The sequence below is a fragment of the Gottfriedia sp. NPDC057991 genome, assembly GCF_042886615.1.
Lineage (GTDB): Bacteria > Bacillota > Bacilli > Bacillales > Bacillaceae_G > Gottfriedia.
On sequence record NZ_JBHVQN010000002.1, the window covers coordinates 256,834 to 272,387 of the forward strand.

Here is a 15,554-nt window from a genome sequence, read left to right on the forward strand (position 1 = left end):
TTATCCTTTCTAAACAAGTTAGATTAGAAAGGATAACCCTAAAAATAATAGTAAATAGTAGCCCATTCCACACTGTCAATTATACAAAAGTCTTGTCCTAATCCAGAGTTATTTAATACATTCACTACTAATAGTCTTGTTTCAGAAGCAACTCCTTTGTTCTTATTGTCACATGAGTATCGTATTCTCATGTTAAATGGTGCAAATATTATTAACATGGAGCTGTAATCAACTAATCACATTCTTAAAAAACTAAAAAGATTACAAAAAAAGTCTATTTTTTTAAAATCAAAGTTGAAAAGATGAAAAAGGTATGTTAAATTAAGAACATCAGTTTGACCAAAAAACACTTTTGGTCAGTTAGTCAAAAAGGAGCGTAATACGTTGAGTACAAGTAAAAAGAAAGGTATCTTAGAGGCAGCGACAAGATCTTTTGGAACATTTGGTTATAAAGCTACAACAATGAGTCAAATTGCAAAGCAAGCAAATGTTGGAAAAGGAACGATCTACACTTTTTTCAAAAATAAAGAGGAATTATTTGATGAAATCATCGATAATCTAATTTTAGATATGAAAAGTGTAGCGGAAAATGCCATTTGTGATTCTGATTCTTTTATTACCCAAGTTCATAAAGGAATCGAAACAATTACGGAATTTCAAAAAGAACATAATTTAACGATTAAACTTCTTCAAGAACAACGCGAAATTGGAACAATTGAGGTCCATGACGCAATTAAGAGAATTAACAATGTGATTATTCAATATCTTAAGCGTAAGATTGAAGAAGCGAATAATCGAAATGAAATCGTTCAATGTGATGCAGAAATCACTGCTGTAGTCTTATATAGGTTGTATACAACACTAACAATTGAATGGAGCAGAGATCACGAGCCTCTAGATAAGCAACGTATTACAGAACTATTTAATTTCTATATTTTAAATGGATTGTCAAAATGATAATCCATTTTTAAATAAATAAAATTGACCATTTGAACAATATGGTCAATTGTTCAATTGAAGAAGGAGAGAGAGACGTGTTTTCACAATTTGGAAAAGAATTAAGTCATATTGTACGAAACAAAAAGCTTTTAATTCCAGTGATTGCAGTATTGTTAGTGCCATTATTATATAGTGGAATGTTTTTATGGGCTTTTTGGAATCCGTACGGAAGTTTAAAGAAATTACCAGTAGCAGTTGTAAATTTAGATGAAGGAACAATAGTTGACGGAAAGTCTTTAAACATAGGAAAAGATTTTGTTAAGAATCTTAAAAAAGATCACAATTTCAAGTGGAAGTTTGTTAGTAATGAAAAGGCTATGAAAGGTTTGAAAAATCAAGAATATTATATGGCAGTTCGTATTCCTGAAAACTTTTCAAAAAACGCTGCTTCTGTTTCTGAAAAAAATCCAAAACATTTAACAATGGAATATATTCCAAATGAAGGATTCAATTTTCTATCAGCACAAATTGGAAATTCTGCATCCGAAAAAGTAAAAGAAAAAATTTCTAATACAATAACTCGAAATTATGTAGAAACGATTTACGATAGTATTGGCGAATTAACTGGTGGAATTGCTCAAGCTAGTGATGGGTCATCAAAATTAGATAAAGGTGTTGGAACTGCTAAGGATGGTTCAGAGAAGCTTGCAAATGGACTTAAATTATTAGCAGGTAAATCAGTTGAATTAAAAGAAGGTGTTAGTAAATTAAATGACGGTTCTCAAAAAGAGAAAAATGGATTAGTAGCATACACAAATGGAGTAGGACAATTATCTAAAGGGATTAACCAACTTCATAATGGTGTAGGACCTCTTTCAAAAGGTGTAAGTGATTTAAACGCTGGAGCGACTAAGTTAAATACTGGTATGAATTCTCTGTCAAATGGTCTAGATCAATTATATTCAGCAAACGGTGAACTACTTGACGGCTCAAAACAAGTGTTAGGCGGGTTAAATTTATTAAACGGAAATCTTCCTCAACTAAAAGCCGGTACTCAGCAATTAGCAGATGGTGCAAATTCATTATCAACTAATTTAACTACATGGCAAAATAAGGCGAATGAAGCGAAAATAGGAGCTAGCCAAGTAGCTGACGGGCTATCTCAATTACAGAAAGAAGTAGCACCATTATTATCTTCATTACCTAAGGAACAACAAGATGCTTATAATGCAAAAATCGAAGCGTTAGTTTCAGGTAGTAAGCAAGTTGCAAATGGCGTAGGTGAGTTATCATCTGCATCAGGGCAACTAGGCCAAGGTGGTAAGCAAATAGCAGCAGGAGCAACTACTTTAAATGAAAAAAGTAATGAACTTGAAGCAGGTGTAGGTAAATTAGCTGCTGGTCAAACAAAATTGACAAATGGATTAACTCAATTTGGTGAAAAACTCGGAGAAGCAAATAACGGTGGAAAACAGCTTGCTACAGGAACTCAAGCTTTAGCAAATGGAACAAATAAACTGTCGGAAAGCTCACCAGTATTACTGTCTGGTATTAATCAACTAAATGCTGGAGCAAATAAATTAAGTAGTAATTCACCAAAATTAGTAGATGGTATGAGTCAAATTGCAGGTGGAATAGGTCAAATAAGTGATAATACACCAGCGTTAGAAAATGGTGTGAATCAACTGGCAGATGGATCAAATCAACTGAACAGCGGATTAGGTAAAATTAAGGATGGATCACATGAGTTATCAACAAAATTAGGTGATGCGAAAGAGCAAACAAAAGATGTTGGTGTAAATAATAAACAATTAGATATGTATTCAAATCCAGTTAAATTGAAAAAAGAAAGTATAAATAATGTTCCTAACTATGGAACAGGTTTTACACCATACTTCCTTTCAATGGGATTATATGTAGGTGGTCTATTGATGTCGGTTGTTTACCCATTGAGAGCTGCTGCATCACGTCCTAAAAATGCTTTTGCTTGGTTTACTGGAAAAACAGGTATTTTAATAGTGGTAGGAATCATCCAATCAGTTATTGCAAGTGTGGCATTAATTAGTATATTAGGTCTAGAAGTTAAATCTTTACCCTACTATTTATTAATTAGTCTTGTTTCGAGTTTCGCGTTTTTAGCGTTAATTCAATTTTTAGTAACTGTTTTTGGAGAACCAGGAAGATTCCTTGCTATTATTGCGTTAATTTTACAGCTAACAACAAGTGCTGGTACATTCCCATTAGAACTAGTACCGAAATTCTTACAACACTTTAATGCGATTTTACCAATGACATATACTGTTCAAGCATTTAAGGTAGTTATTTCCACTGGAGACTATAGCTTAATGTGGCATAATGTAATAATCTTATTAGGCTTTATTGTCTTATTTAGTGTATTATCTTTAGCATACTTTGCGGTAGCTTTCAAAAAGCAATACGGAAGTGGAATGGATCAACATACTGTAGAAGCGTAATTAATCAAACGACATGTAGCATTTGCTATGTGTCGTTTTTTACGTAGTTGAGGTAAACATTGTTCTATGGCAACAATGTTTACGAAAACGGCCTTTATTTTTATTTAATTGAATGTAAAAGGTTCTAATTACCTTTTCTAAATGCAGTTTTAGTTATTTTCATTATATTATTTAGATTTTTGTTTCTAGATAATGTTTATCAAGGTGTAACGTACTCTGCTAAGCTATCTGTTAAGGCTAAACAAAAAGACGATGGTGCTTTATACGAGTAATGTAACGATCATAACAGATGACGCTTGAAGATTGGACGAAAGTATAATGGGTACACAGGACAGTAGAGTTACACAAAGAGTGTTATAGTTTACTAAAGTAAAGCTGAACAATACGGTCAAACAGTAAGAGATTGAAAAAATTCTAGAGTACTTACTTCGTTTGATTGGTATAGAACCAAAAACATAAAAAGAAAAGTAACTCATACGCTATAGCTTCTTACTGTGCAAATTATAAATTGTTCCTAGATAATTTACATGATAACCAAGAATCGGTGACGCTTCATTATGACGGTGCCGTTTTTTTTTGCTCTTTATATCTCATTTCTGTAGGAATAAAGATAGAAAAGTGAGTGTACATAGTACTTTGGATTTGAGTGCCGACTTAATCAAGCGAAGTGACATAATGAGGCACGACTTTCAATTGATCAATAAAATTAATTAAAAAATCAAAGGTGTTTACTTTGTTGCTGATTATTCTGTAACAGGTGCAAATGGTGCAACAAATTTTGTCAGCCATAGAAAGATAAAATTCTTCTTGGAGAGTTATTTAAATGGAGGGCTATAGAATAGCTACTTTTTTTAAACAAGTAACAACTGAGATAGAGGTAATGAGATATGAATTATATGATATCTATAGGCAGTATGGGCTTCTTCATTCCAAAACTATTCAATGTAGCCAAGAGTTAGACGAGTTATTATTTCAGTTATTCAAAGCAAGGTAAGTTTGGGTTTGAGTAGAGGAGGGGAAGGGTCGCTGGTTCAAGTCCAGTTGGGCTCATAAAAGCGAAAAGGCTCAAACCTAAAGTATACCAAGGATTTGAGCTTTTTCTTTGTTTTTTAGTTATTTTTATTTTTTGTAATGAATTTTATTTATTGCACAAATACTGCACATAAACTTCAGGAGCATATTAATATAAACCAAACTTTTCATCAAATCGATTAGATGTATTCTTCTGCATTTCTTCATTTGAATGTTAGTAAATATCAAGGGTTGTTTCAACTCTTGAATGGCCTAATCTCTGATAACAATTTTCTGATTCTCACCCATTATCATTAAAATTGTCACATAAGTGTGGCGCAAATTATGAAACGGAATAACTGGCACATGGAATAATTAGTTATAAACAAGTCAAATACTCTTTATGTCAGAAGAAATCTTTTGGAAATAGTCGATAATAAATTTCTTGAACTCCAGTGCAGCTAAAGATAAATATCTGTTTTTTGACCAAGCAAGTCCAATCGTCAATTGACATGTTGGTTCAACAATTTGGATACGGTGAGTAATTTCTTCAGTAGGATTTAGCCAATCTAAAGCAGGAATAAAAGCAACACCAACACCTTGCTCTACTAATCGAACAATAGCATAAGGTTCGCCTACCTCAAAGGATACATTCTGAATAAAACCAGCATCTCTGCAAAATTTATCCGTAATTTTTCGGTATCCAAAACCTGCATTCAAATTGATGAATGTCTCTGAATGTAATTCACATAACTGAACTGTTTTGCGCCCTGCGAATTTATGATTTTTAGGAACAATTAAAAAAATTTCTTCTGTTAAAAGAGTTTTCCAGTCTATTTCGCTATCTTCAAAAGGTAATGATGCCATACATAAGTCGATTTCTCCACTTTCTAAACTTTTCTTCATCGATGATATTGGTTCGATTACTTGGCGAAATTGTACATCAGGATATTTTGCTAAAAACTCCCCAATTAATTCAGGCAATATTTTTGAAATTGATGAAGAGAATGTAATACTACCCTTACTTAAACCAGCTAGATCTTGAACAGCTCTTTGCCCTTCTTCCAATTCCAATAACGATTTATTTACCCGTTCTAAAAATATTTTCCCAAATCGATTAAGTTTTATTTGTCGTCCCTGACGATCAAACAACGGTACACCTAAATCATTTTCTAATCTTGCTATTGTATTGCTCAAAGAAGGTTGAGCAATTTTAAGCTCTTCAGCCGCTTTTGTAATATGTTCTAGTTTTGCAACTTTTTGAAAGTATTTCAATTGAAGAATTTCCAATGTGGCAATTCCTTTCTTTATTAATAGGTTTGAAAGAATGAATTGATTGTATAACATGTATTATACATTATTAATACTGAATTTTATAATTAAGTTGTTGGATTTTTTATTTCTGATAAAAGCAGCAATGTGAATTAGAAAGTTAATAATTATTGATTGTATTTCCTTAATAAGCATGCATTATACCAATTTTAAATCCAATAAAAAAGATCATTCAAAATAACTAAAAGTTAATAACCTATTTATTTGAAAGAAGGACAAAAACTTATTTAAATGTAAAGATGAGGAAGTGGAAGTGGATGAATCAAGAACTTCTTTATGAGTTTATCCCCTTATTGGATAAGAACAAGTGGACTAAGAAGGATTTAGCAACAAAATCGGGGATAAATTATAGCGATATCATTAGAATATTTAACAATAAAAAAATGCTATCTTTCCATTGTTTGGAAGCTATAACTCAGGCTTTTGGATTGCCAGTTGGGTCCTTTTATGACAAATATATACAATTGTGTTTTAATCAAAATGGTTATCTAGATAAACGAAGAAGTATGGCTTACATATATAAGTGTGCTTTATATGGGTTTCAAAAAGAACTTAATTATATGATTAATTTAATTTTGGAAGAGAATTCAAAAACAATAAGAATTAAAAATTATCACATCCTCTTTCTAGTTGCAGAAAAGTTTTTTTTAGAAGGAAATGAAAAAGAAGCTTTACCTTTATATGAACTCTTCATTGAACTTATGCCAGACAATTCTTCTGAAGAAAAAGCAATTAGTTACTATAGAAAGTTTTATATCATTCGATTGACCGAGGAAGGACAGGCTACGTTAGTTCATCTTTTAGAGTATATAAGCTATATGCCAATGGAGTTTCAAGAACTAACATATTTATGGATTACAGCTACTTATTACACGCTTAAACAATGGGATAAGGTTTTTCATTATGCAAAACAATTAGAAAAAATAGCACAGAATGAGGAGCATTATGGGCGAGCTTTGATGTATCAGTGTTTTGCATTAACTAGATTAGGAGAATCATTAAACGAGGTAATGACACTGATTGATCAATACGAAATCATAAACGAATATTATTCGGATATTGCAATTGGAAACCGTTTTGTTGCTTTGATTGATTTTGGAGAATTAAACTATGTTGACGAATACCGTAGTTGGTTAAGAAATCGTACGGATCAATTCGTAGGGATACCAAGAATATTAGAAACGTATGTAAAGTTGGGTCGATTGGAAGATGCTTCAGATATTATCTATCATTATGAAAATGAAATGACTAAATTAAAACTGAGTTCACAGTTGAATAAACAACATTTATATTTAGATTACTGTTATGCTTTTTCTCTATATAAATGTGAAAGCAAAGAATATACAGATGGATTAAACGAACTAATTAATGTGGCTGAGAGTGTAAAAAATTTAGGTATTTTTGAAAAGTTTAAACAATGCCTTATTGCAATATGGAAATATAGAAATTATATGACACCTGAACTCGAACAAAGATATATTAAATTGTTAAGCGTAATCGATCATTAACAAAATCAGTTGAATTACTTAGGAGCTTATTGAAAATAAGTTCCTTTTTTGTTGGTTAATGTACTTAAATTGCAAACAAAAGGAATTTAGATATAGAGGAAGATTGAAAAGTAGTTAGTTCAAGAGAAAAGGCGTTTGACATAATTCCTGGGTAGATACGTTAGATAATGGGTTTATAGTATTGATAAATGTCGTAAAATGTCGAAAAAATGTTTAGAAAATGCTGAATTTCAGAAAATGTAGAATTATGGCAACCCTCATTATAATAATATTTGAAAGAGAATAGAGAAAGTAGGGGGAGAAAGATGAATCGATTAATTAAAGGTACTGCCATTTTCACACTAAGTACGGGTGTACTATTAAGTTCATTTCCAATTAATCATTACAACCAAGTAGCAAAAGCAACCTCAGCAGATTCTATTGAGCAGGTGCTCGCAAAACTTACACCTGAGCAACGCCAGGCACTAAATCAATTACAAGCGAGTAGCGAAGAAGGTCTACAGTTACCATCTTCGGTAGATTTAGAGAGTTCTAAAAATCTATCAGTAATCGTTGAATTAAAAGAAAAACCAGCGAAAGTAGCAGTTTTAGAAGAAGCAATAAACGGAAATGATTTATCATTATCAGATGCAGAGCAACAAGCAAATGAAGCACAAGAAACATTTAAAAGTGATTTACAAACAATATTCAAAGATGATTTAAAAGAGAATAAAAAATTATTCAAGATTAAACGCACGTATAAAAGCTCACTTAATGGTGTTTCAATTGAATTGCCAGCAAATAAAGTAAAATCATTATTACAATCAAAAGAGGTTAAAGCTGTTTGGCCAAATAAAGTTATTAAGGTTGAGCCATCAACAATTACAAAAGGAACTAGCGATTCGAAAAAAATAGCGACTGAAGTCTTTCCAGGTGTCAATAAATTACATGATGAAGGTATTACTGGTAAAGGAATTAAAGTTGGGGTCATCGATACAGGAATTGACTACAATCATCCAGATTTAACAGATGCGTATAAAGGATATCGTGCACAAACGGGCGTTGATCCAAAATCGATTAGTCCGAGCTCGGTGAAAGGTTGGGATTTTGTCGATAATGATGCTGATCCAATGGAGACTACATATGATGATTGGAAAAAATCAGGTCTTGCAGAAGTAGATTCATTAAGTGGCTCAACCTATTATACAGAGCATGGAACACATGTATCTGGCATCATTGCAGGTCGTGGTAAAAATAACACAGACTATGCAGTAACTGGTGTGGCACCAGATGCTGATCTATATGTGTATCGTGTATTAGGAAAGTATGGCTCTGGAACGACTGAAAATGTTTTAGGTGGAATCGATAAATCAGTAGCAGATGGCATGGATGTTATTAACTTATCACTAGGTGCAAATTACAATGATCCGACTGATGTTGAAAGTATTGCCGTGAATAATGCTGTATTATCCGGAGTAACAGCTGTTGTCGCTGCCGGTAATGCTGGTGATGGTGGGAATTATACTTTAGGTGAGCCAGGAGCAGCAGCATTAGCCATTACAGTTGGAGCAAACGATACAAAAACTGAAATCGCTACTTCTAAAGCAACTTTGCATGGAACAACTGAAGTTCCAGCTGATTTAAAATTATTAGGTAAAGGTTTCAGTGACAAGATCGATACGCTAAAAGGACTAAACCTACCAATGGTATTTATTCCGGGTACAGGTGCAGACGCTAACTATAATGGTAAAGATGTTAATGGTAAAATCGTTTTAGTAAATCGAGGTACTACGGCACTTGTTGATAAGATAAAAGTAGGTGCACAACATGGTGCAAAAGCGGTAATCATTATAAATAGTAATGTTGGAGAAGGTTTTATTCCTACTTATTTAGGAAATGGATATGGAATGATTCCAGCATTTTCCGTTTCAAATGAACAAGGGACAGTGATGCAATCAAATACTACAGGAACTTCAACATTCTCATTTGACGAAGTGGGACAAGTGACTGACCAAGGAAGTAAATTGGCAAGCTTTAGTTCTCGTGGTCCAGCTCGAATCACATATGATATTAAACCGGAAGTAACGGCACCTGGTGTTGCAGTATTCTCAACAGTTCCTTCTTACATGCATGGGGCAGATCAAATTGGAAACTATCAATATGCATATGATAATTTATCAGGTACATCAATGGCTACTCCAAACGTAGCTGGGGTTGCAGCTTTATTATTACAAGCAAATCCAAACCTTATGCCAGCCCAAATTAAAGAAACATTAATGAACACTGCGGACCCATTAAATGGAAACTACAGTGTATTTGAATCAGGTGCTGGACAAGTTGATCCATATGAAGCGATTCATGCTCAATCAAGAATTGAAGTTGTTGACGAAACAGAAGGAACGCTAGATAAAAAAGGTAATCTAAAATCAGTGAAAGATTTAACAGGTGCGTTAGCATTTGGAGTACAAGCACCAGCAGGTACGAATATAAGTGATCAGCGTTCACTAAATCTCTATAACAATGATAAAAAAGCAAAAACATTTGATGTGACGGTTTCGTTCCAAACAGGTCGTCAGGGTTCATTAGATGCAGATGCAAACGGCGTAATGATTGTTACAGATAAATCAATTAAAGTTGGAGCAAATTCGAAAAAGAAATCAACTGTTGCAATCACCATTCCAAAATCAGCAGCACTTGGAACGTATGAAGGATTTGTCACGTATACAAATCATGATAATCCAAATGAAACATATCAAGTACCATTTGCCATTAAAACAGTCGAAGAAGGTATGAATCCTGTAACACTATCGCCACAAGCATTCACTCAAGTATTCGATTCTTCTTATGCTGGTCAATTAGTTTATACAACAGCAAGATTTAGCTTAAAGTCTCATATGCGTACAATCGATGTCATTCTTGAAGATGGAATAACAAATAAAGAATTGGGATTTGTAGGAACTTTAGATGGTCTACGAATGAATGAAAATGTGAATCTAGCAGTCTCTAAAGTATTTAGTGGATTTTATTATGCGTCTACAGGCGATGAAGACCATCCATTTGCTTATGATAAAGATTTAGCAAAACCAGGTTATTATAAACTGAAATTTGTTGCTACTAATGATGCTGGAAGTACATTTATTCAAGAAGCACCTTTCTATTTTGATAATATTGCTCCTAAAATGACGATTAATAGCCCTGATGTTGTTGAATACACTCCAGGTCAAAGCAGTGTGAATGTAACGGGTTCAGTTTTTGATAAGGATACAGAAGTGATGAAAAACCTTGGACTTCCTTTCACACAAGCAAGTACTAGACTCTTTTATCAAGATCAGTTCGGAGGAGCTGCAAAACAAATACCTTTAAATGCAGATGGTACATTCTCAATTAATATACCAACTAATGCAACAAGACCAATGCTACTATCATTTTATGCACTTGACGCGGCATCTAATAAAACATTTAAAGAAGGAAGGGATATTTACTTCGTTCCAAATAACGTGGCTTATTCGTTTTTACAACCTGAAAAACGAATTGGGAATATGGGGGAAACTGTTCATTCGACTTTAAGCTTAAATAAAGTAAGTAATGTAAAGCAAGCTGTGTTTAAGTTTTATCATTTAAATGATGTTGCAACGCTTAATGTAAAACCGCATCCTAGTGTTGCGGATAAAGTTGATGTAAAACTTGAAGATGCTTTTCTTGGCGGGAATACGTATCAGGCAACAGTAACTGTTACTTTAAAAGATGGATCTGCCCCTTTATCTGGTAATCTATCTTTAGTCGATGTAGCTTCAACATTTAGTAATACGTACACAGCACAAGCTGCTATCTGGCAGAACTACTTAACAAACGTAACGTATATTGATATGAATAGTTCAACAAAAACTGTATTTAGTAGTAATCCATCAATGTACATGAATCCAACCTATTCACTAGTACGAGGAGGATTGGATGCTGAAGCCTTCGAACTATATTTGGGGGATCCTAGTAATCAACAACCAAATGGTTCTTTCCCTTATTCAAAAATGGGAATTAACGTCAAAGCAATAGGCCCAGATGGAAAAGTTTATAATGGTACAATTGATTCTCAAGCAAGTACTGTAACTTATAAAATTCCGAATATTCCATTAAACGATGATGTATATGAACTACAATATGATGTACCAGGTCATTTTACAGTTCACAAGAACTTCACAGTTGGTTTCCATGATGATGGAAAAGTAATTAATCAAAATTTATTTTTACGAAATAATCCAGCGATTGCAGGAGATGTAAATAAAGATGATGTGATTGATGTATTAGATGCAATCTACATTCAAACGTATTGGGGAACAAATAAACGTGCAGCGGATATCAACTTTGATGGAAATGTTGATGCAAAGGATCTGGCTTTCGTTGAAGAGCATTACTTGATGCAAAACCCAACGGTAAAAGACGCGCCGACAGCGAAAAAGAAATACAAGAATCAAACATTAGAAAGTGTCAAAAGTGCATTAGGGTTATAATACTTCAAATAAGGGGAGCAACTACTGGATTAGTAGTTGCTCCTTATTATTAAGAGGAAATATTTATTTTAAATATTGATATTAATTGAGTACACATATTTGTTCTATTTTTATCTTCATATTATTTCTTTGAACCGAAATTAAACACCCTACCTCCCGAACAATATTGCACAAACTTAATAGTAACAATAGAAATAACAGACATGCTGTGCATAAAATTTCATTGACCGCTTGATTTACTAGACTCTATTGACCTAAAATATTCAGTAATACTGAATATTCCTCGTATGCTGTAATTGACAGGGGAGAAGTCAACGGTTAGAACCAGTTTGGGATCATATGATTTAGAAGGCTCAAACCTAAGTGTATCTAGGGTTTGAACTTTTTTATTTTCTGTTAGTTTCATTTTTTAATGTTTATTATTCATTACGATTCTTTTTGTCTCAGTGAGAATTTTTCAACAATCGAAAGGATGGTATAAATCACCATCCTATTTAATAAAATATTATTTTGAAAAGAAACCTTTTAAAGCAAAGGAAACATTTTGTGGCCTTTCTGCAAGGCGCCGCATGAAGTAACCAAACCAGTCATCGCCGTAAGGTACGTATACTCGCACTTTATAACCTTCACTAACTAAGCTAAGTTGAAGTTCATTACGGAATCCATAAAGCATTTGAAATTCAAATTGACTTTTTGGAATGTTTTCTTGTTTAATGAATTCCTTTATTTTATTAATGATTACATGATCATGACTGGCGATGGCAGTATAGGTTCCGCTTAGTAAATGTATTTTGATAATATTTAAGTAATTTTCATCTATTTCCGATATATCTTGAATAGCTAAATGGACAGGTTCTTTGTAAGCTCCTTTTACAAGGCGTAGTGGAATCCCACTCAGTTCTTTGACATCTTGTTCTGAACGGAAAAGGTATGCTTGGATAACAGTGCCAACATTCTCATATTCCTTTCGCAATTCTTTTAATAGATCAAGTGTAATTTGATTGCGTGATGAGTTCTCCATATCAATACGGACAAAGATATCGTATTGTTTAGCTTTAGATACAATTATTTTCATATTTTCCAAGCAAAAATCAAAATCAATATCAAGCCCTAGTTGTGTTAATTTTAAAGAAAGATTACAGTTTACATTTGACTTCTTAATCGCATTTAGTGTTTGAATGCAATAGTCGGTAGCCACCTTCGCTTCATCTTTACTTGAAACAAATTCACCAAGATGGTCTAATGTACAGCAAAGTCCTTTTAGATTTAATTCTTTCACTTTAGCGATAGCAGTGTCTATTGTTTCTCCTGCAACAACCTGTCCCGCTCCAAATTTTAATCCCCATTTACGTGCTGCCTTATTCAGCTTTTTACTTTGTGAAATTCGAAGAAAGAATTTTTTTGAAATTACTTCGATCACTTGTAGCACCCCTATCCCTTTTATTTTATGAGAAGCTATTTACTAATTAAAATAATTCAGATGTTGTCTTTGCCTGCATATGTAGAGTTAAGTAATCAGGACCACCAGCCTTAGAATCTGTACCTGACATATTAAATCCACCAAACGGTTGATAACCAACTATTGCCCCAGTACAGCCTCTATTAATATATAAGTTTCCTATATGGAACTCTTTTCTTGCTCTTTCAATATGATCGCGGGTGTTAGAAATAAGAGCTCCTGTTAGACCGTACTCGGTATTATTAGCGATTTTCAACATATGTTCAAAATCATCTGCTTAGCTCGGTTTGATGGAGTAATTTCCTTCCAAAAATTAAAGGCCTTTAGTGCTTCTTGCATGGCTTTTTCCGCTAATTCTTTATTTGCTTTTGAAACTATACCAACGACTTCCTCCTTCTTTGCAGGATTATAGGAAACAATTTTTTGATCAGTTGTAATCTTTTCACTTCCAATCGTTATTGGAAATTCTTGCTCAAGTTGAGAATTAACAAAGTCTAAAGCTTGTTTAAAGGCGTTTTTATTTTCCTCTTTTGAAAAATCAGTAAAAGGTTCGTGTTTATAAGATAACAATTTATTTCCTCCTCATTATTTGATACCAATTAATAAGCAAGTATTGTGCCAAAATGAAAATTCTGAAAAATCAAAGATTTATTAAAGTTTTGGTGTAAATTGCATTTACAAAAGTGTAAACTAACTGTAAATGTTAAACACTTTTGTAAACCAATTAATAGTAAAGGAGATTAATATGCTAAATGATAGGCTTAGTTTACTTTCCCTTTCCAAAGAGATTGATAAGGGAACCAAACTTGAAAACATGAAGACATACACCATAGATAGCATGCTTACGGATGTAACTGATCTAAAACCACAACAGGATATTCTCTTATTGGACGAAAGTGGAAATCCAAAACGGATTATTCCTTTTAATAACTTAATAAATGCTATTTTTCACGAATGGAAAAGTTATGCAAAAATTTATCCAACTTTATTACATGCTGTAGATGATGCCATTACTATAGTTGATCGTAATGGAAAAGTGATTTCTTGGAACCCAAAAGCTGAAGAATTGTACAATACTTCAGCTGAAAATATCATCGGTTCTCAAATTACAGATTACTTTCAACAGGAATCAGTAATCTTAATGTCGACCTTAAATGATGGTAAAGGTGTGATACGGAAGTACAATCAACCTAAGCAGGGGGTCCATGTTCTTATAAACACATTACCGGTGGTGATAGACGGAAAAGTCATGGGCGGGATCTCCGTTGAAAGAGATATTACTGAAATCGTAAAACTTAATGACGAACTAACAACCACTTCTGCTTATATTCGGGATTTAGAAAGTAAAATGCACCTGCCACATAATGATGATCCTTTTCATAAAATTAAAGGAAGAAGTCAAGCGTTACACTCTTCTATTCTATTAGCCAAAAAAGTTTCAAAAACCGATGCAACCGTTATGATTACTGGGGAAAGTGGAGTTGGAAAAGAATTATTTGCTCAGGCAATTCATAAGGCGAGCGACAGAGCGAATGGACCATTTGTCGGCCTTAACTGTGGAGCTATTCCAGCATCCTTGTTCGAAAGTGAATTATTTGGCTATGAAAAAGGTGCATTTACAGGGGCTATTAAAGAAGGTAAAAGTGGGAAAATTACTGCAGCAAAAAACGGTACGCTATTTTTAGATGAAATAGGTGAACTTCCACTTGAACTACAGGTAAAGCTACTTCGTGTATTGCAGGAAAAACAATACTATCGCATTGGCAGTAGCACTCCTATTCCGATTGACGTTAGAATTATATCGGCAACAAACCGTGAATTAGAGAAAATGATAGAAGAAGGGTTATTTCGTGAAGACCTTTATTATCGTTTGAATGTTGTGTCGATTCCCATTCCGCCTTTGCGAAATAGAATGGAAGATCTGCCCGAGCTTGTTCAAATGTTTCTAAAAGAATTTTCCATTCAATATAAAAAGCCAATTCCTGAGTTGGATCCAGAAGTTCTGGTAACCTTCATGCACTCCCCTTGGAATGGGAATATCCGTCAGCTAAAAAACACAGTGGAAAGAATGACAATTTTAGCAGATGATAATTTTATTAGCATCGAACAAGTACCAAATGAATTATTGAATCGCAGGCAACGTGTTAATATCCATTTTGTTAAAGATATGGAGGAAGAAGCTATAATAGATGAGAAGTTGAAAATCGTTGATGCACTACAAAAAACTTACACAAATAAATCAGCTGCTGCAAAATTACTAGGTATATCACGTGTTACACTATATAACAAAATGAAAAAGTATGGGATATAGAACTTAACTGGATGCCGTTTTGGCATTTTTTTTATT

The 15,554-nt window shown here is 33.4% G+C and carries 9 protein-coding genes and 1 pseudogene; 6 read left to right on the forward strand and 4 right to left on the reverse strand.

What is annotated here, in order from left to right; genetic code table 11:
- The first annotated feature begins 384 nt into the window (after window positions 1-384).
- The 3 genes from ACFVR2_RS08825 to ACFVR2_RS08835 all read left to right on the forward strand — a co-directional run bounded on the left by ACFVR2_RS08825 (window position 385) and on the right by ACFVR2_RS08835 (window position 4,407).
- The gene (locus ACFVR2_RS08825; RefSeq protein WP_387360852.1) at window positions 385-957 is read left to right on the forward strand and encodes a TetR/AcrR family transcriptional regulator; all 573 of its coding nucleotides are present in this window, start codon (window positions 385-387) and stop codon (window positions 955-957) included.
- Window positions 958-1,034: 77 nt separating this feature from the next.
- Complete coding sequence (locus tag ACFVR2_RS08830) at window positions 1,035-3,413, forward strand: YhgE/Pip family protein (RefSeq protein WP_387360854.1); 2,379 nt, start codon at window positions 1,035-1,037, stop codon at window positions 3,411-3,413.
- Between the two features lie 823 nt (window positions 3,414-4,236).
- Window positions 4,237-4,407, forward strand: coding sequence for a Spo0E family sporulation regulatory protein-aspartic acid phosphatase (locus tag ACFVR2_RS08835; protein ID WP_387360856.1), 171 nt, complete (start codon window positions 4,237-4,239; stop codon window positions 4,405-4,407).
- A gap of 407 nt (window positions 4,408-4,814) precedes the next feature.
- On the opposite strand, the gene ACFVR2_RS08840 is transcribed toward ACFVR2_RS08835, so the two are convergent.
- Window positions 4,815-5,714, reverse strand: coding sequence for a LysR family transcriptional regulator (locus ACFVR2_RS08840; RefSeq protein ID WP_387360858.1), 900 nt, complete (start codon window positions 5,712-5,714; stop codon window positions 4,815-4,817).
- A 299-nt stretch (window positions 5,715-6,013) separates the two neighbouring features.
- On the opposite strand from ACFVR2_RS08840, the gene ACFVR2_RS08845 reads away from it, so the two are divergent.
- Complete coding sequence (locus ACFVR2_RS08845; RefSeq protein WP_387360860.1) at window positions 6,014-7,264, forward strand: helix-turn-helix domain-containing protein; 1,251 nt, start codon at window positions 6,014-6,016, stop codon at window positions 7,262-7,264.
- A gap of 305 nt (window positions 7,265-7,569) precedes the next feature.
- A complete protein-coding gene (locus ACFVR2_RS08850; RefSeq protein WP_387360862.1) occupies window positions 7,570-11,748 on the forward strand; it encodes a S8 family serine peptidase in 4,179 nt (1,392 codons plus the stop codon).
- Between the two features lie 505 nt (window positions 11,749-12,253).
- On the opposite strand, the gene ACFVR2_RS08855 is transcribed toward ACFVR2_RS08850, so the two are convergent.
- From ACFVR2_RS08855 to ACFVR2_RS08865, 3 genes and pseudogenes are all read right to left on the reverse strand, one after another.
- Window positions 12,254-13,168 (reverse strand): proline dehydrogenase family protein, encoded by a 915-nt coding sequence (locus tag ACFVR2_RS08855; protein WP_387360864.1) that lies wholly within the window; start codon window positions 13,166-13,168, stop codon window positions 12,254-12,256.
- A 46-nt stretch (window positions 13,169-13,214) separates the two neighbouring features.
- Window positions 13,215-13,484: pseudogene (locus ACFVR2_RS08860) on the reverse strand (aldehyde dehydrogenase family protein); the annotation flags it as partial.
- Window positions 13,460-13,777: an aldehyde dehydrogenase family protein gene (locus ACFVR2_RS08865; RefSeq protein WP_387360866.1), complete on the reverse strand. Its 318-nt coding sequence runs from the start codon at window positions 13,775-13,777 to the stop codon at window positions 13,460-13,462. The gene ACFVR2_RS08865 and the pseudogene ACFVR2_RS08860, both read right to left, overlap by 25 nt.
- 175 nt (window positions 13,778-13,952) lie before the next feature.
- Here ACFVR2_RS08865 and ACFVR2_RS08870 point away from each other — a divergent pair, with 175 nt between their 5' ends.
- Window positions 13,953-15,518, forward strand: a complete 1,566-nt coding sequence (locus tag ACFVR2_RS08870; protein WP_387360868.1) for a sigma-54 interaction domain-containing protein — start codon at window positions 13,953-13,955, stop codon at window positions 15,516-15,518.
- Window positions 15,519-15,554 lie beyond the last annotated feature (36 nt).

Coding starts and splice junctions, on each gene's coding strand:
- ACFVR2_RS08845 (WP_387360860.1), top strand. CDS start 6,014: ATGAATCAAGAACTTCTTTATGAGTTTATCCCCTTATTGGATAAGAAC.
- ACFVR2_RS08870 (WP_387360868.1), top strand. CDS start 13,953: ATGCTAAATGATAGGCTTAGTTTACTTTCCCTTTCCAAAGAGATTGAT.
- ACFVR2_RS08835 (WP_387360856.1), top strand. CDS start 4,237: ATGGAGGGCTATAGAATAGCTACTTTTTTTAAACAAGTAACAACTGAG.
- ACFVR2_RS08850 (WP_387360862.1), top strand. CDS start 7,570: ATGAATCGATTAATTAAAGGTACTGCCATTTTCACACTAAGTACGGGT.